This is a genomic window from Variovorax sp. P1_H2 (assembly GCF_056405295.1).
On the sequence record NZ_JBFUCJ010000029.1, the window covers coordinates 18,956 to 42,707 of the forward strand.

At 66.9% G+C, this 23,752-nt stretch carries 20 protein-coding genes and 2 tRNA genes; 8 read left to right on the forward strand and 14 right to left on the reverse strand.

Features of this window, described 5'->3' with window-relative positions; translation table 11 throughout:
• Positions 1–88 precede the first annotated feature (88 nt).
• Both AC1D2E_RS12700 and AC1D2E_RS12705 read right to left on the reverse strand, forming a co-directional pair.
• Positions 89–2,488 (reverse strand): UvrD-helicase domain-containing protein, encoded by a 2,400-nt coding sequence (locus tag AC1D2E_RS12700; protein WP_478197733.1) that lies wholly within the window; start codon positions 2,486–2,488, stop codon positions 89–91.
• A 38-nt stretch (positions 2,489–2,526) separates the two neighbouring features.
• Positions 2,527–3,432: a MurR/RpiR family transcriptional regulator gene (locus AC1D2E_RS12705; RefSeq protein ID WP_478197734.1), complete on the reverse strand. Its 906-nt coding sequence runs from the start codon at positions 3,430–3,432 to the stop codon at positions 2,527–2,529.
• A 113-nt stretch (positions 3,433–3,545) separates the two neighbouring features.
• Here AC1D2E_RS12705 and AC1D2E_RS12710 point away from each other — a divergent pair, with 113 nt between their 5' ends.
• The 3 genes from AC1D2E_RS12710 to AC1D2E_RS12720 all read left to right on the forward strand — a co-directional run bounded on the left by AC1D2E_RS12710 (position 3,546) and on the right by AC1D2E_RS12720 (position 6,984).
• Positions 3,546–4,721: a M20 family metallopeptidase gene (locus AC1D2E_RS12710; protein ID WP_478197735.1), complete on the forward strand. Its 1,176-nt coding sequence runs from the start codon at positions 3,546–3,548 to the stop codon at positions 4,719–4,721.
• A gap of 52 nt (positions 4,722–4,773) precedes the next feature.
• The gene (locus AC1D2E_RS12715; RefSeq protein WP_478197736.1) at positions 4,774–5,790 is read left to right on the forward strand and encodes a Bug family tripartite tricarboxylate transporter substrate binding protein; all 1,017 of its coding nucleotides are present in this window, start codon (positions 4,774–4,776) and stop codon (positions 5,788–5,790) included.
• Positions 5,791–6,006: 216 nt separating this feature from the next.
• Positions 6,007–6,984 carry a GMP reductase gene (locus AC1D2E_RS12720; RefSeq protein WP_478197737.1) on the forward strand — a complete coding sequence of 326 codons (978 nt, stop codon included), beginning with the start codon at positions 6,007–6,009 and terminating at the stop codon, positions 6,982–6,984.
• Positions 6,985–7,158: 174 nt separating this feature from the next.
• Here AC1D2E_RS12720 and AC1D2E_RS12725 read toward each other — a convergent pair whose 3' ends face one another.
• Positions 7,159–8,025, reverse strand: coding sequence for an alpha/beta hydrolase (locus AC1D2E_RS12725; RefSeq protein WP_478197738.1), 867 nt, complete (start codon positions 8,023–8,025; stop codon positions 7,159–7,161).
• 95 nt (positions 8,026–8,120) lie between these two features.
• Here AC1D2E_RS12725 and AC1D2E_RS12730 point away from each other — a divergent pair.
• Positions 8,121–8,196: transfer RNA gene (locus AC1D2E_RS12730), tRNA-Ala, on the forward strand.
• A gap of 93 nt (positions 8,197–8,289) precedes the next feature.
• Here AC1D2E_RS12730 and AC1D2E_RS12735 read toward each other — a convergent pair.
• From AC1D2E_RS12735 to AC1D2E_RS12750, 4 genes are all read right to left on the reverse strand, one after another.
• Positions 8,290–8,589 (reverse strand): hypothetical protein, encoded by a 300-nt coding sequence (locus tag AC1D2E_RS12735; protein WP_478197739.1) that lies wholly within the window; start codon positions 8,587–8,589, stop codon positions 8,290–8,292.
• 16 nt (positions 8,590–8,605) lie between these two features.
• Positions 8,606–10,087, reverse strand: a complete 1,482-nt coding sequence (locus AC1D2E_RS12740; RefSeq protein WP_478197740.1) for a DUF1254 domain-containing protein — start codon at positions 10,085–10,087, stop codon at positions 8,606–8,608.
• Between the two features lie 29 nt (positions 10,088–10,116).
• Positions 10,117–11,691: an arylsulfatase gene (locus AC1D2E_RS12745; RefSeq protein ID WP_478197741.1), complete on the reverse strand. Its 1,575-nt coding sequence runs from the start codon at positions 11,689–11,691 to the stop codon at positions 10,117–10,119.
• Between the two features lie 162 nt (positions 11,692–11,853).
• Entirely contained in the window at positions 11,854–12,564 is a 711-nt protein-coding gene (locus AC1D2E_RS12750) for an SDR family NAD(P)-dependent oxidoreductase (protein ID WP_478197742.1), read from the reverse strand.
• A gap of 98 nt (positions 12,565–12,662) precedes the next feature.
• Between AC1D2E_RS12750 and bktB the strand changes: the two genes are divergently transcribed.
• From bktB to AC1D2E_RS12770, 4 genes are all read left to right on the forward strand, one after another.
• Entirely contained in the window at positions 12,663–13,844 is a 1,182-nt protein-coding gene (gene bktB / locus AC1D2E_RS12755) for a beta-ketothiolase BktB (protein ID WP_478197743.1), read from the forward strand.
• Positions 13,845–13,911: 67 nt separating this feature from the next.
• Positions 13,912–13,987 (forward strand) — tRNA-Lys (locus AC1D2E_RS12760).
• Positions 13,988–15,871: 1,884 nt separating this feature from the next.
• On the forward strand, positions 15,872–16,162 hold the full coding sequence (locus AC1D2E_RS12765) for a 2TM domain-containing protein (RefSeq protein WP_478197744.1): 291 nt from the start codon (positions 15,872–15,874) through the stop codon (positions 16,160–16,162).
• A 263-nt stretch (positions 16,163–16,425) separates the two neighbouring features.
• Positions 16,426–17,229, forward strand: coding sequence for a TSUP family transporter (locus AC1D2E_RS12770; RefSeq protein ID WP_478197745.1), 804 nt, complete (start codon positions 16,426–16,428; stop codon positions 17,227–17,229).
• Between the two features lie 28 nt (positions 17,230–17,257).
• Here AC1D2E_RS12770 and AC1D2E_RS12775 read toward each other — a convergent pair whose 3' ends face one another.
• The 7 genes from AC1D2E_RS12775 to AC1D2E_RS12805 are packed head-to-tail and all read right to left on the reverse strand — an operon-like array spanning position 17,258 to position 23,739.
• Positions 17,258–18,634, reverse strand: coding sequence for an amidase (locus AC1D2E_RS12775; protein WP_478197746.1), 1,377 nt, complete (start codon positions 18,632–18,634; stop codon positions 17,258–17,260).
• 23 nt (positions 18,635–18,657) lie between these two features.
• Entirely contained in the window at positions 18,658–19,410 is a 753-nt protein-coding gene (locus tag AC1D2E_RS12780; RefSeq protein ID WP_478197747.1) for an SDR family NAD(P)-dependent oxidoreductase, read from the reverse strand.
• Positions 19,411–19,425: 15 nt separating this feature from the next.
• Complete coding sequence (locus tag AC1D2E_RS12785; protein ID WP_478197748.1) at positions 19,426–20,181, reverse strand: SDR family NAD(P)-dependent oxidoreductase; 756 nt, start codon at positions 20,179–20,181, stop codon at positions 19,426–19,428.
• Positions 20,178–20,999: a polysaccharide deacetylase family protein gene (locus AC1D2E_RS12790; protein ID WP_478197749.1), complete on the reverse strand. Its 822-nt coding sequence runs from the start codon at positions 20,997–20,999 to the stop codon at positions 20,178–20,180. The genes AC1D2E_RS12785 and AC1D2E_RS12790 overlap by 4 nt, the downstream gene beginning before the upstream one ends.
• 15 nt (positions 21,000–21,014) lie before the next feature.
• The gene (locus tag AC1D2E_RS12795) at positions 21,015–21,806 is read right to left on the reverse strand and encodes an ABC transporter permease (RefSeq protein ID WP_478197750.1); all 792 of its coding nucleotides are present in this window, start codon (positions 21,804–21,806) and stop codon (positions 21,015–21,017) included.
• Positions 21,803–22,654, reverse strand: coding sequence for an ABC transporter permease (locus tag AC1D2E_RS12800; protein ID WP_478197751.1), 852 nt, complete (start codon positions 22,652–22,654; stop codon positions 21,803–21,805). Before AC1D2E_RS12800 ends, AC1D2E_RS12795 begins: the two co-directional genes overlap by 4 nt.
• A complete protein-coding gene (locus AC1D2E_RS12805; RefSeq protein ID WP_478197752.1) occupies positions 22,651–23,739 on the reverse strand; it encodes an ABC transporter ATP-binding protein in 1,089 nt (362 codons plus the stop codon). Before AC1D2E_RS12805 ends, AC1D2E_RS12800 begins: the two co-directional genes overlap by 4 nt.
• Between the last annotated feature and the right edge of the window lie 13 nt (positions 23,740–23,752).

Below are 23,752 nucleotides of genomic sequence, written 5' to 3' on the forward strand. Positions count from 1 at the left end.
CCACCCCCCTACCGGGGGGCAACACCAGCGGCCCGGCGAAGCCGGTTCCGCGGTGTTTCACCAACGGGCCTGGCTGCGCCGGCCGGGGTCAGACGGGCGTGAGCTTGGCCACCGACAGGGCCAGCCACTTGATGCCGTGGCGCGGGAAATTCACCTGCGCGCGGGCGTCGTCGCCGCTGCCTTCGAGCGCGGTCACGGTGCCTTCGCCGAACTTGTTGTGGAAGACCTGCATGCCCGAGCGCAAGCCGTGCGAAGGTGCGGCCTTCTGCGGCGGGACCGGCGGGCTGGCGAAACTGTCCTTGCTGAAAGCTCCGGCGCCGCCCCGCGTGGTCGCGTAGCCGCCGCCGTAGCCGAAGGCCGAAGGCGTGAAGCCCATGTTCTTCGGCGTCAGCCATTTGAGCGCGCCCTCGGGTAGCTCGTCGAAGAAGCGGCTCTTGAGGTTGTAKCGGGTCTGGCCGTGCAGCATCCGGGTCTGCGAGTGGCTCATGTAGAGCCGCTGGCGCGCGCGCGTGATCGCCACGTACATCAGCCGCCGTTCTTCCTCGAGGCCCTCGTTGTCGCTCATCGAGTTCTCGTGCGGAAACAGGCCCTCTTCCATGCCGGTAATGAATACGCAGTCGAACTCGAGGCCCTTGGCCGCATGCACCGTCATCAGCTGCACAGCGTCCTGGCCGGCCTGGGCCTGGTTGTCGCCCGATTCCAGCGCCGCATGGGTCAGGAAGGCGGCCAGCGGGCTCAGGGTTTCGCCGGTCTCGGCGTCGGGAGCCAGCGGCTCGTCGAGCAGCGGCCGGTTCGGGTCCAGCCCCTGGCTGGCCGGCGACTGGCGCAGCTCGTCGACCGGCAGCGCCACCGCGTCGCGGCCGAAACCCTCCWGCGTGACGAAGCTTTCGGCCGCATTCACCAGTTCTTCCAGATTCTCGATCCGGTCGGCGCCCTCGCGATCGGCCTTGTAGTGCTCGATCAGGCCGCTGTGGTCGAGCACCAGCTCGATGATCTCGCGCAGCGACAGGCCCTGCGTCTGCTCGCGCAGCACGTCGATCTTTGCCACGAAAGCCGTCAGGTTGCTGCCGGCCTTGCCGCCGACCGCACTCACGGCGTCGTGCATCGACCGTCCGGCGGCGCGGGCCGCGTCCTGCAATTGCTCGATGCTGCGTGCCCCGATGCCGCGCGGCGGGAAGTTGACGATGCGCAGGAAGCTGGTGTCGTCGTCCTTGTTCTCGAGCAGGCGCAGGTAGGCCAGCGCGTGCTTGATCTCGGCCCGCTCGAAGAAGCGCAGGCCGCCGTACACGCGGTACGGCACCGCGGCATTGAAGAGCGCCGTTTCGATCACCCGGCTCTGGGCATTGCTGCGGTACAGCACGGCCATTTCCTTGCGGTCGATGCCGTCGCGCACCAGCTGGCGCATCTCCTCGACCATCCACTGCGCCTCGGCGAAATCGCTGGTCGCCTCGTAGACGCGCACCGGCTCGCCCGGGCCCTGGTCGGTGCGCAGGTTCTTGCCCAGCCGCTTGGTGTTGTGGCTGATCAGCGCATTGGCCGAATCGAGGATGTTGCTGTAGCTGCGGTAGTTCTGCTCGAGCTTGATCTGGTGCGAAACGTCGAATTCGCGCACGAAGTCGGCCATGTTGCCCACCCGCGCGCCACGGAAGGCATAGATGCTCTGGTCGTCGTCGCCGACCGCGATCACGCTGTTGTCGCCCGGCGTGAAGCGGCCCTCGGCCGTGGTGCCCGAGAGCATCTTGATCCAGGCGTACTGCAGCCGGTTGGTGTCCTGGAACTCGTCGATGAGGATATGGCGGAAGCGCCGCTGGTAGTGCTCGCGCACCGGGTCGTTGTCGCGCAGCAGCTCGTAGCTGCGCAGCATCAGCTCGCCGAAGTCGACCACGCCCTCGCGCTGGCACTGCTCCTCGTACAACTGGTAGAGCTCGATCTTCTTGCGGTCGTCGTCGCTGCGGGCCTCGACGTCGCGCGGACGCAGGCCGTCTTCCTTGGCGCCGGCGATGAACCACTGGGTCTGCTTGGCCGGAAAGCGCTCGTCGTCGACGTTGAACTGCTTCATCAGCCGCTTGATGGCCGAGAGCTGGTCCTGCGTATCCAGGATCTGGAAGGTGGACGGCAGGTTGGCGAGCTTCCAGTGGGCGCGCAGGAAGCGGTTGCACAGGCCGTGGAAGGTGCCGATCCACATGCCGCGCACGTTGACCGGCAGCATCGCGCCCAGCCGGGTCATCATTTCCTTGGCGGCCTTGTTGGTGAARGTGACRGCCAGGATGCCGCCCGGCGACACCTGGCCGGTCTGCAGCAGCCAGGCGATGCGGGTGGTCAGCACCCGGGTCTTGCCGGAACCGGCGCCAGCCAGGATCAGGGCGTTGCCGGCCGGAAGCGTGACGGCGGCACGCTGCTCCGGGTTGAGGTTGTGAAGCAGCGGCGACGCGGCTGGCGCGTGGCCCGTGGCCTCGGGCGCGCCGGAAAACAAATCATGGGGGAGCATGCGCCCATTGTAGGAAGCTGCCCCTGCCAGCGGCAGGTCTAGGTCCGGAGGCGCCTGCCGCGGGTCGGCGATGCCGCGTGGCGCAGGCCGTCGACGGCGTCGGACTCGAAGCGCTGCCACAGCGCATCCTGCCGCTGCAGCGCTTCGCCGACCTCGACCTGCCGGCGCTGCGCCACCGCCGACACCAGTGCATTGCAGAGGAAGAAGGCTGCCGTGTACGAATCGAAGGGCGACGCATTGGCCGTGCCCACGATCAGGCAATGCTCCGCGTGCGCGACCACCGGGGCGGCTGCGCTGTCGGTGATCGCCAGCACTGTGCAGCCCTGTTCGCGGAACTGCTGGGCCGCCAGCAGCGCGCCGCTGGAATAGCGGCGGATGCTGAACACCAGCAACATGTCGGTCGGCTCGATCCATAGCAGTCGATCGACCGCGAACGGCGCGCCTGAACCGAGTTCTTGCACGCGCGGGCGACACAGGTTGAGATGGGTCGTGAGGTAGGTCGATACCGGGGCGCTGTTCTTCTCGGCGAGCACGAACAGCCTTCCTTCGCTGCGGCCGATCGCGTTCACCATGCCCTCGAACGCCACCATATCCAGGGCCTGGCGCGTGGCGGTGATGTTGTGCTGGTCGTGCAGCAACGCATCGTCGACGCATTCCGCCAGGTTCCGATCGCCGCCGATCGTGGCGGTGGCGCGCTGCGCAGGAGTCTGCAGCAGTGCAGTCACCTCGGATCGCGCCTCGCGCCGGACCTCCGCCAGGCTGTCGTAACCGAGCTTGGAAACGAGGCGCACCACGGTGGATGCGCTGGTGCCGGAACGCGCCGCAATCACGGCGGCCGGGTCCAGCAGACCGTCCGGGTAGTGACGCAGAACGTCGTCGGCCAAGGCACGCTCGCTGGCCGTGAGGGAGGAGGCGTGGAGCACCAGCCGTTCAGTCAGCAGCATGAGAGCCATCCATGAAGACGTTTTTCGGAAATGTCTGAGTATGCAAGGCATTGCAATGTATGTTGCAAGAAAATATCATCATTGGCATATCTATTTCAGAAAGGGCTATGTCCATGCAGGTGCAAGACGGAGCGCACACGACCGCGATCCAGGCCCAGTTGGTCGACTGGCTGGCAGCGCAGGAAGGCGCCATGCGGGCCTTGTTCCAGCAGATCGTGGACATGGACAGCGGCAGTGGCCATGTCGAGGGAGTGAATCGGGTGGCCGCTACGCTGGCGGCACGGCTCGAGGCAGCGGGCATGCACGTGCGGATGGCCGATCTGCCCGGCTACGGCAACTGCCTGCACGCGCGCGTGCCGCAGGAACCCGACACCGGACCTGGCCACATCCTCCTGCTGGGCCACATGGACACCGTGTTTCCCGTAGGAACCGCCGCCAGCCGCCCATGGCGCGTGGAAGACGGACGCGCCTACGGACCCGGCGTCGCCGACATGAAGTCGGGCCTGGTCATGAACACCTTCGTGGCAGAGGCCTTCGCGCGCTTCGGCGGCCATCCGGCTCCCTTGCAGTTGTTCTTCACATGCGACGAGGAAGTCGGCTCCCCCGCCTCGCGCGAGATGATCCGCGAGGTGGCGGCTGGCGCCCGCGCAGTACTGAATGCCGAGCCTGGCCGCATCAGCGGCAACGTAGTGACGGCCCGCAAGGGCTCCTATCACATCGAATTCGAAGTGATGGGCGTTGCGGCCCATGCCGGCGTAAACCCGGCCCAGGGCGCCAGCGCCATCGCCGCGCTGGCGCACAAGACGCTGGCCCTGCACGCGCTGACCGAATCGCAACCCGGCGTGCTGTTGAACGTGGGCTTTGTCGAGGGCGGCATGGCCGCCAACGTCATCGCACCGCACGCGCGGGCGCAGCTCGACCTGCGCTATGCCGCCGAAACCGACATGGACTCGCTGCTCGGCCAGGTGAAGAAGATCATCGAGGCCGAATCACTGCCCCGCACCAGCGGCCGCATCGTCAGGCAGACCGGCACGCTGCCGATGAGCCGCACGCCGGATGCGCTGCTGCAGCTGTACCAGCGCTGCGCCCGGCGATCCGGCTTCTCGGTCGAAGGCGAATTCACCGGCGGCGCGGCCGACAGCGGCATCACTTCGTCGATGGGCATCCCGACGCTGTGCGCGCTGGGGCCGGTCGGCGGCTATCCGCACAGCGAGCGCGAGTTCTGCGACCTGGCGACCTTGGTGCCGCGAGCGCAGGCCCTGGCCCGGACCATCCTCGCGCTGGACTGACCTGCGCCACACCTCCTGTTTTGATCTTTCACCTGCATCGGAGAGCAACGACATGAACCATCGACGATTCCCCGCGACCGCCACACAGCCCTTGACCCGCCGCCGAATCCTCGGCGCCGGAGTGACCCTGGCCGGCTTGTCGGCCTGGCCCGCATTCGCCAACACGAGGTACCCATCGCGGCCGATCACGCTCGTGGTTCCCTTCCCGCCCGGCGGCTCCGTCGACGTGATGGCGCGCCAGTACGCCGACCCCTTGGGCCAGTTGCTGCGCGTGCCGATCGTCATCGAGAACAAGGCCGGCGCCGGCGGTTCTATCGGCGCCCAATTCGTGGCGCGCGCCAAGCCCGATGGCTACACGCTGGTCGTGTCATCGCAAAGCAGCCACCTGGCCAATCCGCTGGTCCAGCCCAACCTGGCCTATGACCCGATCAAGGACTTCGACAACATCGCGCTGCTTGGCCGCCAGCCGAACGTCCTGCTGGTGCACCCCAGCCTGCCAGTGCGCAACTTCGCGGAGTTCGTGGCCTACATGAAGGCGAATCCGGGAAAACTCAACTTCTGTAGTGCCGGCGCGGGCAGCATGGGCCAGCTGAACGTGGAGATGATGCAGCTGGCGCTAGGCACCCAGGCCGTTCACGTGCCGTACCGAGGCGGCTCGCCGCTGATCACGGCGGTGCTCGGCAACGAAGTCCAGTTCGCGCTCGACAACCTGGTGATCTTCCTGCCACACATCCAGGCCGGCAAGCTGCGCGCGCTGGCCGTGGCGTCGCCCACGCGCATCGCGCAGCTGCCGGATGTGCCGACCTTCGCCGAACTGAGCCATCCGAAGCTCAACCAGACCTCCTGGACCGGCATCGCCGCCCCCGCTCATACGCCACATGCCGTGGCGCAGGCCCTCCACAAGGCGATCCGCAGCGCCGCCACGCAGCCTGCCATGATCGAGGCACTTCAGTCGCGAGGCGTGATCCCGCCCGAAGAGATGACGCCCCAGGGGCTGGAGCAGATGATGTCCGAACGGCTGGTCGCCTACGGCGAAGTCGTGCGGCAAGCCAACGTGCGCCCCGAATAGACTTTGGCGGCCCGGCCCTTTGGCCATGCAAGGGTCGGGGGAGCGGGTAGAATCAATCACCGGGCCCAAGTTTCTTGACGTCCGGTTTTTTTGCGCCTGCGCACCGCGGGGCACGGCAGCGCCGCCACGGCGCGCCCGCAAATCCGGTCTCCAAGCCAAGCGCCCCATCGCCGCCGAAATCCTTCGGCGACGACCTTTTCAGGAGCTTGGAATCTCATGCAAATCTTCGACTACGACAACATCCTCTTGCTGCCCCGCAAATGCGTGGTGGAAAGCCGCTCGGAGTGCGACGCCAGCGTCACGCTGGGCGGCCGCAGCTTCCGCATCCCGACGGTGCCCGCCAACATGAAGACGGTGGTCGACGAGACCATCTGCACCTGGCTGGCGAAGAACGGCTACTTCTATGTGATGCACCGCTTCGACCTCGACAACCTCAAGTTCGTCAAGGACATGCACGCCCAGGGCGTGTTCGCCTCGATCTCGCTGGGGGTCAAGAAGCCCGACTACGACACGGTCGACCAGATGGTCGCCGCCGGCCTCGAGCCCGAGTACATCACGATCGACATCGCGCACGGCCATGCCGACGGCGTGAAGAACATGATCGGCTACCTCAAGAAGAAGCTGCCCAAGGCCTTCGTGATCGCGGGCAATGTCGGCACGCCCGAGGCCGTGATCGACCTCGAGAACTGGGGCGCCGATGCGACCAAGGTCGGCATCGGCCCGGGCAAGGTCTGCATCACCAAGCTGAAGACCGGCTTCGGCACCGGCGGCTGGCAGCTGTCGGCGCTCAAGTGGTGCGCGCGCGTGGCGACCAAGCCGATCATTGCCGACGGCGGCATCCGCGACCACGGCGACATCGCCAAGAGCATCCGCTTCGGCGCCTCGATGGTGATGATCGGCTCGCTGTTCGCGGGCCACGAGGAATCGCCCGGCAAGACGGTCGAGGTCGACGGCGTCCTCTTCAAGGAGTACTACGGCTCGGCCAGTGACTTCAACAAGGGCGAGTACAAGCACGTCGAAGGCAAGCGCATCCTGGAGCCGATCAAGGGCAAGCTGGCCGACACGCTGATCGAGATGGAACAGGACATCCAGAGCTCCATCAGCTATGCGGGTGGACGCAAGCTGATGGACATCCGCAAGGTCAACTATGTCATGCTCGGTGGGGACAACGCCGGCGAACACCTTCTGATGTAGAGCGCGCGCGCCCACTTCGTGTGGGTCGCTGCCCCCCGAGGGGGCCGCAGGCCACCTTGGGGCGGCCCGGCGCCGGCCTGGATCGCCCCCACGCGCCCCCACTTCGTGTGGGTCGCTGCCCCCCCGAGGGGGCCGCAGGCCACCTTGGGGCGGCCCGGCGCCGGCCTGGTCCCCTCAGGCCTCGAGCAGTTGCACCGCCAGCCGGTGCAGCCGATGCGCCGGATCGGCCAGCGCGTCCAGGATGCTGAAATGGTGGCGCCCCGGCATCAGTTCGCACACCGGCACCGTGCGCGCGCCCCAGGCGTCGCGGATCAGCGCGTTCTGGCGCTTGAACTCCTCGCTCTCGTCGCCACCGGCGACCGCCCAGAGCCGGCCGTGCGCCGGTGCCGGCCACAGCGCCGGGCTCAGCCGCCGCGCCGATGCGTCCGTCAGGCGCAGTACGTCGGCGATGAAGGGCGCGTGCTGAAGAGGCCGCAGGTCGTGCACGCCCGAGATCGACAGCGCGTTGCGCACCAGCTGCGCGGGCAGGTCCGGCGCCACCGATTTCCAGTCGCAGCCCAGCAGCATCGCCGCCAGGTGCCCGCCGGCCGAATGGCCCGCGACCGTGATCCGCGACGGATCCCCGCCGTGCGCCGCGATGTGGCGCCAGGTCCATGCCAGCGCGCGCACCATCTGCAACGCGATGTCCTCGATGCCGACCGGCTGCTCGGGCGTCCCCGGGCACAGCGCATAGTTCGGCAGCACGACGCAGACGCCGCGGTCGTGGAAGGCGCGGACGATGAAGGAATGCTGGCTCTTGTCGAGCGAGCGCCAGTAGCCGCCATGGATGAACACCAGCACCGGCGCATTCGGCGCCGGCGCCGGGAACACGTCCAGGGTCTCGGCCGGCCCGTCGCCAAAGCGCAGGTCGAGCTGGCAAGGCAGCGCGCCGCGGGTCGCGGCGGAATCCGCCGCCCAGCGCTCGAAATAGGCGGGATGGTCCGGCACCAACGCGCGATTGTTGTACATGCGGTCCAGCCAGGCGGGATCGTACGAGGCCATCGGTTCATGCTCCAGGGTTTGCGAGGCGCGCATCTTGGCACGGCCACGCGGTCGTGCAAACGGGTGCCGGTTCTGGTTAGAATTCAACTTGCGTTGGGGGGGTAGCTCAGCTGGGAGAGCGCCGCGTTCGCAATGCGGAGGTCGTGAGTTCGATCCTCATCCTCTCCACCAACATTTCAGCATTCATGCGGGTTCCGGGACCACTTGGCCCCATTGCCGCCGTATGGAACCCCTCTTTCGTGCAATGTGATCCTCCTGGTGCCCTCAGGGCACCAGCGACGCGGTGCGACCACGGGACAGCCGGTCAGTGCGAGGCATCGGCGGCTCCCTCCACTTCGGGCGAGGCGTGCCTCGCCGGATCGGCTTTCGGCTTCTTCGCCGCCGAGAGAGGACCGCCGCGACCAGGGCGATGACGAAGGTGCGCAGGGCGATCCCGCGCAGCACCTTCTCGTCGAGACCGTGGGTGAGCCTGGCGAAGGGCCCGATGATCTTGAGCGGCCCGAGCATGACGAACAACACGGTGAAGATGCCACCCAGGCCCAGAAGCGAATGGGTCTCGAGCATGGCGGCCTCCCCGGCGCTAATCGCGCTCGCCGCGGACCACCGCCGGCGGCGTCCAGCGGCCTTCCATCGCCGCGGGCTCCGGCCAGTAGGCGCGGATGTAGAGCGAGAACTCGCTGGCGTTCCCGGCCGGTGCCGGCAGCCAGTTGCTTTCGTTCTCGGCGCCCGGCGACGTCGACTGCACATGGATCGTCAACGAGCCATCGGCGGCGAAGCGCAGCGCCCGGCTCTTCGTCCCCACCGAGCAGCGCCCGAGTGCGTTGGGCTCGAAGAAATGGTGGCCGTTGTAGAGCGTCAGCGACCAGAAGCCCTTGACCGGCGGCAGCGCCCCGCGCGCGAAAGTCAGGGTGTAGCGCCCGGCGCCGCGCAGGCGCATGCCGTCCCGGTCCAGGTCCTGGTAGTAGTACTGGGTCTCGTTGGGCTTGTTGACGAAGATGTTCGACTTGGCAACGGCCGTGCGCGTGAAGTAGTCGGCGCCGAAGCAGGCGCCATTCGAAATCGTCGACCAGTGGTGCGGCAACGGCCGCCCGTAGTTTCGGAACTCGAACAGCGGCTCGACCAGTTCCCGTTCGGCCGCCACCACCGCCTGGTCGAAGACCTGCTTGAGGCGGGCATCCCTCGCAGCCGCAGCCGCCACTGCCAGCAYCTGCGCATAGCGCGCCGATTCGCCCGGCAAGGGCCTCGCATCGGCCAGCGCGGCGGGCAGGTCCTGCAGGAAATTCTCCGGCGGCACCCAGCGCGTCTCCGCGTCCCCGGGATCCGCCGCGCTCGGCAGCACCGGGAGCTTGCGCCAGTCGGTGATCTTCATCCGGCCGTCGAACTCGGCCACCGGGTAGAGGCCGATCCGGTTGATGACCGACTGCACCGCCTGCAGGTCTTGCGCCGTGTCGTCGCGGAACACCCGCGGGATCACCACCCCGGTGCCGGTCTGCGAGACGAACACGCGGCGAATCCCCGGCGGCACCGTGCCGATCCAGTTCGGCCCGACCAGCAGATAGAAGCCGGGCGCGGTGCCGTACATGCTGCCCAGCTCGGCGAAGCTGTCGGTGCGCGAATCCACCACCTGGAAGACCCAGAAGCGATCGCCGAAATCGGGCACCTGCAGCACCACCGGCGACCGGTCCAGCGCGACGATGCCGTTGCCGTACACGACGTCCTGGTTCGGGCAGGCCACCGCGCGCTCGGCCGGATCAACGTAGTCGCTCAGCATGGTCAGGCTGTTGTTCGGCCCGACCGGCAGCACGCCGCCCAGCAGCATCGGATGCGGCAGGCGTCCGAAGGCGACGCGGCGGTTGTACACGTTGACGATCGGCCAGGCCCAGAAGAACGCATCGCGCGCCACCAGACGCACGTAGTCGTCGCTGAGCCGGGTCTCGTGGTCGGGCCCCGGAACTGCCTGCGGCATGCTCATCTCCTGCAGCGGGAAGCACTCGATCCGGCCTCGCTGGAAGCTCGGGCTGGCCCGGCTGCCGAGGCGGGGACGCGGTTTGGCCCGGCTCATGGCGCTGGCCTCGATTCGACCGCGCTCGTTCAGGTCGAACCGCCCACCGACGCTTCGGCCATCTTCGCCAGCGCGTCGTCGATCGTGAAGGTGTTGGGCTTCTGCACCGGCGGGAACTCCTTGAAGGTGGCCGCGAATTTGTCGGCGATCGCATAGGCGCCGTACAGGATGTACGCGTGGTACAGCATCCACTCGTAGTAGGAGTTGGAGGTGATGTCGGCGCGCTCGAACGGATCGGTTCGCAGGTTGAATATCTTCGGCAGCCGCAGGCGTACGAAGGGCTCGGCCCAGACGCCCAGCGTGCCGGCCAAGCGCTGCTCCATGAAGACCACCTTCCAGTTGTCGTAGCGCAGGCCGAGGATGTCGCCGTCGTCGCTGATATAGACGAAGAGCTTGCGCGGACTCTCCTTCTCCTTGCCCGTGATGTGCGCCAGCAGGCTGAAGCCGTCGATGTGGTTCTTGTATTTGCGCCCGATCGCGGTCACGCCTTTCTTGAGCTTCTCGACGATGTCGGGCTCGCCCGCCATTTCGAGAAAAGTCGGCAGCCAGTCGTGGTGCTGCACGATGCCGTTCGACACGCTGCCGGCGGGAACATGGCCCGGCCAGCGCACCACCATCGGAACGCGGAAGGCGCCTTCCCAGTTGGTGTTCTTCTCGCTGCGGAAGGGCGTCATCGCGCCGTCGGGCCAGCTGTTCATGTGCGGCCCGTTGTCGGTCGAATACATCACGAAGGTGTCTTCGCTGATGCCGAGCTCGTCGAGGTAGTCGAGCATCTCGCCCACGTTCTTGTCGTGGTCGATCATCGTGTCGTGGTAGGGCGACTGCCAGCGCCCGGCCTGACCCAGGCTCTCCTTCTTGGTGTGCGTGAACATGTGCATGTGGGTGAAGTTGAGCCAGACGAAAAAGGGCTTGCCGGCCTCATGCTGCTTACCGATGAACTTCTTGGCCTCGGCAGCGAAGTCGTCGTCGCAGGTCTCCATGCGCTTCGTGGTGAGCGGACCGGTGTCCTCGATCTTCTGCTTGCCGACGCGACCCCAGCGCGGCTCCTCGGTCGGGTCGTCGACATCGGTCGCATAGGAGTGGACCACGCCGCGCGGGCCGTAGTTCTTCTTGAAGTTGGGGAAGTCCTTGTCCGGGTAGTAGTCGTACATCTCCGGCTCTTCCTCGGCATTCAGGTGATAGAGGTTGCCGTAGAACTCGTCGAAGCCGTGGTTGGTGGGCAKATGCCCGTTGCGATCGCCCAGGTGGTTCTTGCCGAACTGGCCGGTGGCATAGCCCTGGTTCTTGAGCAGCGCCGCGATCGTGACGAGCTCCGTGTTCATGCCGATCGGGGCCGCCGGAATGCCGACCTTCGAGAGGCCGGTGCGGTAGACGCTCTGGCCCGTGATGAACGACGAGCGGCCCGCGGTGCAGGACTGCTCGCCGTAGGAATCCGTGAACTTCATCCCCTCCCTGGCCAGGCGATCGATGTTCGGCGTCTGGTAGCCCATCAGGCCATGCGTATAGCAACTGAGATTGGCGATGCCGATGTCGTCGCCCCAGATCACGAGGATGTTGGGCTTCTTGGCACCGGATGGACTGGCAGCGGGCTTCTTGGACGCCATGTCGGACTCCTGGTTGGGGTTTGCGTACAGGCGCGGGCGACGATGCCGGGCGCCGGAAGGAGCCCACAGCATGCGCATCCCGGAAACAAAGCGCACTTGTCCCAAGGTGCCGTGCCGCTTGCCCCTTGGTGCAAGTCCGCCCGGCACCGGGGCATGCGCCGCTCAGGCGTCGAGCGTGAGGTGCTGCCCGTGCAGCGCGGCGGCGGCCGGCGAGGCCAGGAAGGCCACGGTCTGTGCCGCCACCGCGGTCGGCACCCACCGGTCCGGGTTGGCAGCCGGCATGGCTTGCCGGTTGGCCGGCGTGTCGAGCACGCTGGGCGCGATGCTGTTGACCGCGATGCCGTGCGGCGCCAGCTCGGCCGCCGAGGCCTCGACCAGGCGCTGCAGCGCGCTCTTCGAGGCGATGTAGGCGGCCATGGCGGCGGCGCCGCGGGCGGCGGTCTTGGCGGAGACCGCGACCACCCGGCCGGCCTTGCGCGCGATCATCGCGGGCACCAGCGCCTGCGTCACGGCGACGAAGGACCAGGCGTTGAGGTTCATCATGCGGTCCCAGGCCGCGCGGCTCAGGGCATGCACCGGCTCGCCCATCTCGAAGCCGCCGGCGATGTGCACCAGGGCGTCGACCTGCCCGCCGAAGGCGCCGAGCACCCGCTGGCCGGCCGCGGCCATGGATTCCAGCGAACTGACGTCGGCCTCGAGCAGCAGGTGCTGCGCGTTGTCCAGCCCCGGGAAGGTGCCGGCCAGGTGCTCCAGCCGATGGTCGATCAGGGCCAGGCGCACGCCCTGGTCGAGGAACTGCTGCACCACGGCACGCCCCAGCGCACCGGCGGCCCCCGTGACCACCACATGACGGGGAAGAACGGCTTCGACCATCGGAAGGCTCCTGGTTGGGAAAGGAATGGTAACGCCGGCGTCACCCGCGCGGCGGCCGGGCTGGCATCATCGGCGCTTCGTTTGCCAAGGAGAAAGTCATGAAGGAAGTGGTTGTCGTCAGCGGCGTTCGCACCGCCATCGGAACCTTCGGGGGAAGCCTCAAGGACGTGCCGCCCACCAAGCTCGCGGCGCTGGTCACCAAGGAAGCGCTGGCGCGCGCCAAGGTCGACGGCAAGGACGTTGAACACGTGGTCTTCGGCCACGTCATCAACACCGAGCCGCGCGACATGTACATGGCCCGCGTGGCCGCGATCGAGGGCGGCTGCGCCCAGGAGACGCCCGCGCTCACCGTCAACCGCCTCTGCGGCTCGGGCCTGCAGGCCATCGTCAGCGCGGCACAGAGCATCCAGCTCGGCGACGCCAAGGTGGCGGTCGGCGGCGGCGCCGAAAGCATGAGCCGAGCGCCCTTCGCCTCGCTCACGGCGCGCTGGGGCGCCCGCATGGGCGACAGCAAGATGGTCGACATGATGCTCGGCGCGCTGCACGACCCCTTCCAGACCATCCACATGGGCATCACGGCCGAGAACATCGCCAAGAAGTGGGGCATCAGCCGCGAGACCCAGGACCAGACCGCGCTGACCAGCCACCAGCGCGCCCAGAAGGCGATCGAGGGCGGCTACTTCAAGACGCAGATCGTTCCGGTGCCGCTCGAGAGCCGCAAGGGCACCACCTACTTCGACACCGACGAGCACGTGCGCCACGACGCCAAGATCGAGGACATGAGCAAGCTCAAGCCGGCCTTCCTGAAGGAGAACGGCACCGTGACCGCGGGCAATGCCTCGGGCGTCAACGACGCGGCCGCGGCCGTGGTGCTGATGGAGAAGGAAGAAGCCGCGCGGCGCGGCCTGAAGCCGCTGGCGCGCATCGTGGCCTACGCCTTCGCGGGCGTGGATCCGGCCTACATGGGCATCGGCCCGGTGCCGGCCTCGCGCAAGGCGCTCGAGAAGGCGGGCCTGAAGGCCTCCGACATGGACGTGGTCGAGGCCAACGAGGCCTTCGCGGCCCAGGCCTGCGCCGTGACCCAGGACCTGGGCCTGGACCCGGCCAAGGTCAACCCCAACGGCTCGGGCATCTCGCTGGGCCACCCGGTCGGCGCCACGGGCGCGCTGATCACGGTCAAGGCGCTGTACGAGCTGGAGCGCATCCAGGGCCGCTACGCCCTGGTGACCATGTGCATCGGCGGCGGCCAGGGAATCGCCTGCATTTTTGAACGGACCTGAAAAACGCCGCCAAAGTTGTGGCTATAATCGTAGGATTGCCTGAAACGACAAAGCAGTCGTTCCTCAGGGGCTCTTAGCTCAGTTGGTAGAGCAGCGGACTCTTAATCCGTAGGTCGAGTGTTCGAGTCACTCAGGGCCCACCACCAACAAGCCCGCATGGGCACTAGAAAGCCTGCTATCAGATCGGTAGCAGGCTTTTTTCTTTCCTGCTGTCGTTTCGTTGCCTGTAGGCAATCTGTAGGCAACTTGCCCAAATGCAGCCCTCCCGAAACGGCAAACCCGGCGCAGTGTCCGGGCTCGTTTGCTGATTTGATTCCACAGGGGCGATTTTTTCTGCGCGTGAGATACCGAGCGGTTTCCAGCCGGCGGGCACTACAGACTTTTCGGCCCCCGCCCGCCCCCTCTGCGTGCGTCCGCACCAGCAACGCGGACAACGATGCGGAGCGCCCGACTCCCGCGCGCCCACTCCTCCCCAACCGTTGCGAGTTGCGGCAGCCTCGCCTTATCACTGCGTGGCCAGGTTGACCGGAAGTTCCCGACTATCGCCGGCTACGTGGACCCATCAACCTCGGGGTTGACGACTGTCATACCAAAGCGCTCAATCAATCTTTACCCGACATCGACAGGGGGGCGACATGAAGACAACTTCTGTCGCGGCAGTGGTCGCAGGTTGCACACTGGTTCTTGGCTGCGACTTGGAGCCTCAAGTCCTGTTCGTGACGGACGGCATTCAACCCCTGCAGTTGACCGATGCCCAAGACGGATGCGTCGCCCCCTATCGCGCTGCCTACCTCACTTCGTTCTATGGCGGGGCATCTAGGGGATGTTGGGTTCGGGAAGGGCCCCACATCCGCACTCACTTTCCGAAATTGGATGACAAGCTCATACCGGTGGGTGAGTTCCGGCGCACGACGTTGGCCGAGTATCGGAACGCCTCGTTGGACTAGCGAAAGGCTGTTACGCCATATTTCGGCGAGTACGTCCCTTTGGTCCCTGATCGCGCGGGCAAGTTCGCGCATTGAGAAGGCGCCGTAGTGGTTCGCACGTTGAGAGCAGGACCAGCATGAGTGCCAACGTCGCACACCATGGCAAAKGCCCTGGCCCGTGCCACGCGCACTGCTGCTGCGGCAGCCGCACGACCGGCTATGTCCCCGGCCCGCGACGACGAGGAGGCCTGAACCGATGACCCTTGCTCGCTTCAAACCAGCACTGGCGCATGGGCCGTACGAGCGTGAACCCACTTCATGGCTTGCGCTTCAGCATGCCGGATTGCTTCCGCCTCGGTTCGACAAGTATCGGAGTCACTCAGCAAAGACACTCGCCCTTCGCTGGGCCAAGGAAGCCTGCGCACGAGGACCGGCCGGTACAAGGCACGGCCCAGACGCTCTGCCGAGCAGAAAAATTGATAGCCCTCGTATACGAACAACACGCTTCTCGCCATGGTCGGCTCCCGATAGCCAACTCTGATTGGACATCGTGCACCCCATAAATGTTCCCGAACGTAACACTGGCGATCAGGCCTGCGATTGGTCGCGCAACCGCTTCGGATAGAGCCGTGAGCGCCCTTCCCTTCCTCTCCGACGTGGAGTTTGATGCGATCAGCGAGCCTCTCGAGCGTCCGTCCACTCTCAGCTCCGCTCCGTATAGCCGAACGGTTCGAAGCCCTGTCGGTCGGCCGGGGTCGGCGATGATTCTTGCGGCGGCGAACTGGGTGGCGGTGGCGGTGGACCCAGTTCGGACGGCGTTGGCGAATCGGTATTCATGGCGGTCTCGTTGAGTTGCTCGGCCACTTAGTTCGTCTCGGCTGGCCCCTCTGCGCTCGTCGCTCCATTCGAGGCAATAGATGTTAAGCGCCTTGAGCGCATCCCGGGAACTGAGGCGGAGGGCAATATCCTCGATCGGCGTCTCGGGCCTCAGCCGACCCGCGCTGAGCAAGCCCCGGGCGCCTCGAGGGTGCCAATTGAAAGCCATGCGGTGCCGAAACCTGTTCCACTTGAGGAATATGCTTCCCCCTATGAGGTCGCACCATGAGAGACGCCTCCGCCGACCATGACCATCTGGAGCGACTTGCTCGCCGTCGCGCGAGCGCCAAGATGGGCTGGTACATCCATGCGTTCGTGTACGTTCTGGTGAACCTGCTCCTCATTCTGCTGGCTACCTCGCGCGGGCAGAACTGGTATGTGTATCCGCTTCTCGGCTGGGGCCTGGGCCTCCTGATACACGGCGCGGTGGTATTCCTTGTCGCGCCGGGCGGGGGCCTCTACGACCGGCTGCTTGAGCGCGAGCGCAAATCGCTGCGGGGCGGTGACCGTCGGTGATGGGTCGACCGTAGCCGGCCGAATCTTGTTCTTTTCAAGATCCAAGTGACCTCCACACATTTGAGGAGGGCCTCGCAGCCGAGGCGTGTCCCTGCGGGGCGCGCGTGCAAATAATGGCTTCCGGTGGGTGACTGACCGGGCGAGCGCTGGTGCTGGTAGGCCCCTCTCGTGGCTTTGCGCTTCGACGATCTGCGGACGATGACCGCGCACCGTCGGCACGCTGCCAGCCGAAAAGCCAGCGCGCTCTGATCTGGTAGCGCACCATGCACGTCCTGTCCGACTTCTCGAGCGCTGGCGGTCTGCCATTCATGCTCGCCCTTGCCGCGATTTACGCGACGGCGGCAGTCTTCAGTGGCTTGTCTGGCTTTGGCTTCTCGGCCATCGGCTCCCTGAGCCTGATGGTCCTGCCTCCACAACTCGGCGTGGCCGTCCTGATGGGGTTGTCTCTGCTGACGCAGGCTTTCAGCGTCGGCAGTCTTTGGAGCGAAATCCGACGCCATGTCGGCCTGCGGAACTGGCGCGCCGGAGTTGCCCCCTACCTCGCCGGCGGCATGGCCGGCATGCCCGTCGGACTGACGATCCTCTACGCCTTTGGACCCCGCGACTTGACGGTATCGCTTGGCCTGTTGCTCATGGCGTATTCGACATGGTCGTTGCTCAAACCCGCGACGCTGCGACTGAAGAGCAGCGCGCCCAGTCTGAAGCGCTCGTTTCTTGTCGGCGCCGTGGGCGGCGTCGTCGGCGGCTTCTCGGCCTTTCCCGGCTCGGCTTTGGTCGTGTGGAACGGCCTGGTCGGGGTCAACAAGGAAGAAAGCCGCGCGCTGACGCAAACCTTCATCCTGTGGATGCAGTTCGTTGGCCTGACGCTTCTGGCCGCCGCGCGACCTCAGCTGTTCGATCGTCCGTTCTGGATGATCTTTCTACCGGCGTTGCCATTGGCGCTGCTCGGAAACGCATTGGGCATCGCCATCTACAGGAGGACGGGCGATGTGGGCTATCGCAACATCACTCTCGTCGCACTGGGCGTCTCCGGGCTGGGGCTGTTGCTCAAGGTCGTCTTGGTGTGACGGAAGTTTTTCCGCACGATGCCACGCCTCATGCGCGCCGTGATTCAAGCAGCGCGGCGATCCCGAGCAGATAGCGGTCGTCGTGCCAGCGGCCGGCCAGTTGAAGACCGATCGGAAGTCCGATCGAACTGCGGCCACAGGGCATCGACAGCGCGGGATGCCCCGTCAGGTTCATCGGATAGGTGTAGGGATACCAGGCGCCGCGAACCGTGCCCGCCGGCTTTCCGGCGATCTCGATCTCGCCGCTGACGTCCATGTCGATCGGCAGCGGCGGCGCGGACAGCGTGGGCGACACCAGCAGGTCGAAGGTCTCGAAGAGCGCCTGAAGCCTGGCGAAACATTGCGTTCTGGCGAAGCCCGCTTCGTTGAGCGCCACCGCGCCGAGCTGGCGACCTTTGAGCACGGTGTCGATCAAGGTCGGGTCCAGGCGCGAACCGAAGCGTTCGAGATTGGCGCCCACGCGGGCGGCCAGCATCGACTGCAGGACCACCAGGAAGTGCCGCTCCAGGGCCACGAAGTCGAGCTCGACGGTTTCGACGATGGCGCCTTCCCGCTCCATCGCCCGCACGGCGGCCTCGGTGATGCGCGCCACCTCGGGGTCGACCCGATTGCCTGCCGTGGGAAGCCACGCCACCTTCAAGCCGCTCAGGGTGAGCGGCACCGGCCGCCCCGCAGGCGTCGAGCCCTGGCCGTAGGGATCGCGCGAATCGAAGCCGCGGATCACGTCGAACAGGAGGGCCGTGTCCGCCGCGTCGCGCGCCATCGGTCCGACATAGGAATTCACCGAGAACAGGTCAGGTGCCTGGAGATGCGGCACCACGCCGAGAGTGGGCTTCAGGCCGACGATGCCGCAGCACGATGACGGGATGCGGATCGAGCCGCCGCCATCGGTCCCCAAGGCCAGCGGCCCCATGCCGGCGGCGACAGCCACGGCGGCGCCGCTGCTCGATGCGCCCGGCGTGTAGAGCGGATCGATCGGGTTCAGCGTGCGGCCGAAAATCGGTGCCGTTGCGACGGGCTTGTGGCCGAATTCCGGCGTGGTGGTCTTGCCGATCAGGATCGCGCCCGCGGCTTTGGCCCGCGCAACCGCCACGGCGTCCTCCTTCGGGACGAAGTCCTGGTAGATCGCCGAGCCCATGGTGGTCCGCACCCCCGCCGTCGCCGTCAAGTCCTTGACCGAATAGGGAATGCCATGCAACGGCGGCAGCACGCCACCGGCCATGACCTCGGCCTCCGCCTTGCGCGCCGCTGCCATCGCCTGTTCGCCCGTGACGGTGATGAAGGCATTGAGGTCGCTGCGGGCATCGATGCGATCGAGTGCCGCCCGCACCACTTCCACCGGGGACACCTGCTTGCGCCTGATGAGGGAGGCCAGCTCCCGGGCGCTGCGGTTCATCAAATCCATTGCCGATCCTGAGTAAAGAGGCCCTACACCATCCATCGGCCGCCGTCGATCAGCAGCGTCTGGCCGGTGATGAAACGGGCGTCGTCGCCCGCAAGGAAACTGACCGCGGCGGCCACGTCTTCGGGTGACCCGATGAAGCCGGCGGGGGTATCGGCCACGATCCTGGCCAGCACCTCGGGCTTGAGCCGGTCGTGCGCGCGGGTGCGAATCGCACCGGGACAAACCGCATTGACCGTGACGCCATGCGGCGCCAGCTCTCGCGCCAGCGAGCGGGTAAAGCCGACCACGCCCATCTTGGCTGCCGCGTAGTCCGCCAGCCCCACGTCGCCGACGAAGGCCGCGTCGGTGCTCATGTTGACGATCCGGCCAAAGCCGCGGTCGCGCATCCCCGCCGCGACACGTCGCGACGCGCGCATCGCCGTCAGCAGCGAGACCTCGAGCACGAAGCGCCAGGTCGATTCTTCCGATTCGGCGAAGGGTCCGCCGCGTTCGCGCGCGCTTTGTCCGACGTTGTTGAACAGGATGTCGACCGGCCCCAGCCCGGACTCGGCCCGATCGAAGAATGCCGACACGAGCTTCGGATCGGTGCAATCCCCCGACACGCAGATGCAGCGGCCGGCCGCGCCGGGAACGGCGCAAAGCTGCTGTACCAATGGCGCACAGTCGAGATCCAGAACGGCCACCCGGGCGCCGTTGGCCAGGAAGTTCAGTACCGCGGCGGCGCCGATGCCCTGGCCACCCCCGGTGACGACGGCGACCCTGTTGTCGAATTTCATGCGGCGGCCCGGCACTCAGTGGAAGGTACGGCCGCCATCGACGGCCAGCGCCGTGCCGGTGATGTAGCTGGATCCGGGCCCGCTGAGGTACAGCACGGCCTCGGCCAGCTCCTCCGGCGCCGCGATGCGGCGCATGGCATAGCGCTGGCGGATCGCATCCAGCTCGCGCGCGGGATCGTCGCTGTGCTCGTAGCTGGAGCGAAACAGCGGCGTATCGACCGCCCCCGGGCACACCGCGTTCACCCGGATGCCATCCACCGCCGCCTCGATCGCCAGCGCCTTGCCGAACATGATGACGCCGGCCTTCGCGGCGCAATAGGCCGTGCGATGCAGCAGCGGGCTGAGGCCGGCCGCCGACGACACGTTGACGATCGTGCCGCCTCCGGCACGGCGCAGATGCGGCAATGCGGCGCGGCAGACCAGCATCGGCCCGGTGAGATTGACCGCCAGCGTGCGCGCCCAGTCTGCATCCTCCAGCTGCTCGAGCGGCACGCGCGAGTCGACGCCGGCGGAATTCACCACGGCGTCGATCCCGCCCAGCCATCTCGCCGCCTCCTCGACAGCGGCGTTCACGGCAGCCGCATCGGCGACATCGCAGACGATCGGCCAGACGGCCTCGCCCAATGCCTGCGACGCCGACGCCAGCGCCGCCTCATCCCGATCCAGCAGGCCGCAGCGCGCACCGCGCGCCACCGCCAGGCGCGCCACGGCCAGGCCGATTCCGCTGGCCGCGCCGCTGACCAGAAAACGCGGCGCTTGTGCGTGGCTCATCGCGCAGCCGCCTGGAGCCGTGGACGCATGTCGTCCGAGATCCTGTCGCAGCGATCGATCCAGACGTCGGCGTGCGCGAGCGCGTGCTCGATCAGGCCTTCGAGCACCTTGATGCGCGACGGCTGCCCGATGATCTCCGGATGCATGCCGACCATCATCATGCGGCCCTCTGCATAGAGGACATCGAATTCGCTCTTCCAGGCTTCGAGCACGGCCGACGGCGCCTGCAGGGTGCGCCCCGGCAGCACGATCGAATACTGGAAGAAGGGCGCGTCGTCGAGCACCCAGCGAAACGGCAACTCGACGATGTCGGTGCGCTCGCCGCCGATTTCCAGCAGGTAGGGCGAATCGTCGTCGAAGAAGTTCGACGAATAGTCGAAGCCGTATTCCTTGATCAGGTCGAGCGTGATGCTGCTGAACTCCGCCGCCGGCGAGCGCCAGCCGCGCGGTCGACTGCCGGTGAGTGCGGTGAGCACCTCCATGCCACGGCGCATTTCCTCGCGCTCTTCTTCCGGGCTGAGGTTCACGATCCAGCGATGGCTGTAGCTGTGATGCGCCACCTCGTGGCCCTTGGCTATCACTTCGCGCACCAGGTCCGGCTGCCGCTCGGCGACCTCGCCGGGGATGAAGAAGGTCGCCTTGAGGCCGTAGCGGTCGAGCAGCGCGAGCACGCGCGGCATGCCGACCTTCCAGCCATAGGCACCTTGCGACATGAGGATCGGCCGCTTGACATTCGCGGGATCGCGCCCCGTCCACATGGTCTCGGCGTCCAGATCGAAGGTCAGCATCAGGGGGAAGCCTCTGCTGGTCACGGGCATGGGGAACTCCTTGAATCAAACGTGTTTGTGGAAGCCGGTCCAACGCTCGGCCAGCAGCAGCGCGATGCCGGTGCTCACGATGAGCAGGGTCGAGACCGCCGCGACGCTGGGATCGACGCCCTGMTCCACCGACGTGAAGATCTTCACGGGCAGCRTCGTCTGGCTGGCCGACAACAGGAAGACCGAGACGGGCACGTTGTCGAGCGAGGTGATGAAGGCGAACAGCCCTCCCGCCACCAGCCCCGGCTTGACCAGCGGGAATGTGACCAGCCGGAAGCTGGTGAAGCCGCCGGCGCCGAGCACGCGGGCCGCGTCTTCGAGCGCCTCGTCCACCGAGGACAGGCTCGACAGGCTCGCGCGTACCACGTAGGGCACCGTGATGACGACGTGAGCCAGCCAGAGCCCGAGCGGATTGCCGCGCGTGCCGGTGAGCGTGTAGTACTGCAGCAAGGCCACGCCGAGCACCACGGAGGGCAGGATCAGCGGGGCCATGAACAGCGAAGTCAGCGCGCCCGCGGCCGGCACCAGGCGCCGATGGATCGCGTAGGCCGCGATCAGGCCCAGCACCAGTGCCGCGGCCGTCGACCCGGCGGCGAGCCAGAGGCTGGTCCAGGCGGCGCTCAGGTACTCGGGGTCGCGCAGCACCACCTCGAACCAGTGCAGCGTCAGGCCCTTGGGAGGAATCGTCAGATAGGCCGTCTTGCTGAAGGCCGCGAGCACCACGACCAGCACGGGAATCTGCAGGAACACCACGACACCGACGGCYGCAGTGGCCAGCCCGCGCCCTGGTCCACGCGCTTCGTTCATGACGTGCCTCCCCAGCGCCTGAGCACGCGGCTCGACAGTGCGATGACCAGCAGCGTCAGTCCCGTCAGGGCGAACGACATCGCGGCGCCGGCGGGCCAGTCGAGCGTCTGCAGGAAGTCGTCGTAGATCAGCGTGGCCATCACCTTGTAGGTCGGCCCGCCGAGCATGCGCGGGGTCACGAGCGCGCTGATGGTCAGCACGAAGACCAGGATCGAGCCTGACAGGATGCCCGGCGCGCTCATCGGCAGCGTGACCGACCAGAACACCCGCGCGCGGCTCGCGGCCAGGGTGTAGGCCGCCGCCTGGACGTCCTTGGAGATGGCCTGGATGGCGGGCACCAGCATCAGCACCATGAAGGGCAGGAAGATGTGGGACATGCCGACCAGCAGGCCGAAGAGATTGAACATCATCTTGATCGGCCGTTCGATCAGGCCGATGTCGATCAGCAGGTTGTTGACCAGGCCGCGGTTGGCGAGCAGCGCGATCCAGCCGAAGGAGCGCACCACCAGGTTCAGCAGCATCGGGAAGATCACCAGCATCGTCAGGGTCAGCCGCATCGCCGGTCCGGCGTTGGCGATGTAGTAGGCCAGCGGGTAGCCCATCACGAGGCAGATCGCGGTGACACCGAAGCCGAGCACCAGGGTGCGGACCACCACCTCGCGGTAGTACGCGTCGGTCAGGATGCTGGTGTAGTTGGCCAGGGTCCAGTGGGCCGAGATGCCGGTGCCCGGCACGTATTCGTGCAGGCTCAACGGGGCCATCAGCACGACCGGCGCCACGAACACCAGCAGCAAGACCAGCAGCAGCGGCGAGACCAGCAGGAAACCCGGGAGCTTCCCTTGGCTCATGCGGCCTCCGGCGCCCGTGCCGCGTTGACATGGACATGTTCCGGCTCGACCGCGATGCGGACGGCCATGCCCACCTCCAGCCCTGCGTAGGCGCCGTTGGTCGGTGCTTCGGCGATCACCTCGACGCCGCCCAGCGCGACCACGTACTGGACGCGCGAACCGACGAAGGAGCGCAGCGCGACGCGGCCCTCGATGACGGTCGAAGCGCCGTCCTGCGGGCCGACGAAGCGCAGGTCCTCCTGGCGCACCACCACATCCACCGCCGCACCGTCGTCGAGGCCGTCGGCCGATGCGACCGCCAGCACCGGACCGTCCTGTATCCGTACCGACGCCGCCTGGCCGGCCGCGCGCAGCAGACGGCCGGAGAGGCGATTGGGACGACCGATGAAGCCCGCGACAAATCCGGTGGCGGGACGGTGATAGATCTCCTCCGGCGTCGCGAACTGCTGCACCACGCCGTGCGCGAGCACGCAGACCCGGTCGGACATCGACATCGCCTCGCCCTGGTCATGGGTGACGAACAGGGTCGTGATGCCCACTTCGCGCTGCAGGCGCTTGAGTTCGATCTGCATCTCGTCGCGCAAGGATGCATCGAGATTCGACAAGGGCTCGTCGAACAGCAGGATGCTCGGGCGCGGCGCGATGGAGCGCGCCACCGCGACGCGTTTCTGCTGGCCGCCGGAGAGCTGCCGCGGCATCCGGTCGCCGTACGACGCCAGCCGCACGCTGGCCAGCGCCTGCGCCACGCGCTGCTTCAGCTCGCTGCCCTCGATGCCCTGGCGCCGGAGGCCGAAGGCGACGTTGTCGAACACGCTCATGTGCGGGAACAGCGCGTAGGACTGGAAGACCAGCCCGATCTGGCGCTTGTTGGTCGGCAGCTGCGTCACGTCCCTGCCGTCGATGAGGATCCGGCCGCTGGTCGGCTGGATCAGCCCCGCCACCATCCGCAGCACCGTCGTCTTGCCGCAGCCGGAAGGGCCGAGCAGGGAAATGAACTCGCCGTCCTTGACGGCCAGCGAAATCGAAGCGGCGGCCGTGTGCCCTGGATAGCGCTTTTCGAGACGCTCGAGCGTGAGTGCTGGCATGGCGGGTCCTGTG

What these genes read in the sequence shown, in the direction of transcription:
- AC1D2E_RS12705 (WP_478197734.1), bottom strand. Translation starts at nt 3,432, where the DNA reads ATGCTGCTGACTGAACGGCTGGTGCTCCACGCCTCCTCCCTCACGGCC.
- AC1D2E_RS12710 (WP_478197735.1), top strand. Translation starts at nt 3,546, where the DNA reads ATGCAGGTGCAAGACGGAGCGCACACGACCGCGATCCAGGCCCAGTTG.
- AC1D2E_RS12715 (WP_478197736.1), top strand. Translation starts at nt 4,774, where the DNA reads ATGAACCATCGACGATTCCCCGCGACCGCCACACAGCCCTTGACCCGC.
- AC1D2E_RS12720 (WP_478197737.1), top strand. Translation starts at nt 6,007, where the DNA reads ATGCAAATCTTCGACTACGACAACATCCTCTTGCTGCCCCGCAAATGC.
- AC1D2E_RS12725 (WP_478197738.1), bottom strand. Translation starts at nt 8,025, where the DNA reads ATGGCCTCGTACGATCCCGCCTGGCTGGACCGCATGTACAACAATCGC.
- AC1D2E_RS12735 (WP_478197739.1), bottom strand. Translation starts at nt 8,589, where the DNA reads ATGCTCGAGACCCATTCGCTTCTGGGCCTGGGTGGCATCTTCACCGTG.
- AC1D2E_RS12750 (WP_478197742.1), bottom strand. Translation starts at nt 12,564, where the DNA reads ATGGTCGAAGCCGTTCTTCCCCGTCATGTGGTGGTCACGGGGGCCGCC.
- bktB (WP_478197743.1), top strand. Translation starts at nt 12,663, where the DNA reads ATGAAGGAAGTGGTTGTCGTCAGCGGCGTTCGCACCGCCATCGGAACC.
- AC1D2E_RS12765 (WP_478197744.1), top strand. Translation starts at nt 15,872, where the DNA reads ATGAGAGACGCCTCCGCCGACCATGACCATCTGGAGCGACTTGCTCGC.
- AC1D2E_RS12770 (WP_478197745.1), top strand. Translation starts at nt 16,426, where the DNA reads ATGCACGTCCTGTCCGACTTCTCGAGCGCTGGCGGTCTGCCATTCATG.
- AC1D2E_RS12775 (WP_478197746.1), bottom strand. Translation starts at nt 18,634, where the DNA reads ATGGATTTGATGAACCGCAGCGCCCGGGAGCTGGCCTCCCTCATCAGG.
- AC1D2E_RS12780 (WP_478197747.1), bottom strand. Translation starts at nt 19,410, where the DNA reads ATGAAATTCGACAACAGGGTCGCCGTCGTCACCGGGGGTGGCCAGGGC.
- AC1D2E_RS12785 (WP_478197748.1), bottom strand. Translation starts at nt 20,181, where the DNA reads ATGAGCCACGCACAAGCGCCGCGTTTTCTGGTCAGCGGCGCGGCCAGC.
- AC1D2E_RS12790 (WP_478197749.1), bottom strand. Translation starts at nt 20,999, where the DNA reads ATGCCCGTGACCAGCAGAGGCTTCCCCCTGATGCTGACCTTCGATCTG.
- AC1D2E_RS12800 (WP_478197751.1), bottom strand. Translation starts at nt 22,654, where the DNA reads ATGAGCCAAGGGAAGCTCCCGGGTTTCCTGCTGGTCTCGCCGCTGCTG.
- AC1D2E_RS12805 (WP_478197752.1), bottom strand. Translation starts at nt 23,739, where the DNA reads ATGCCAGCACTCACGCTCGAGCGTCTCGAAAAGCGCTATCCAGGGCAC.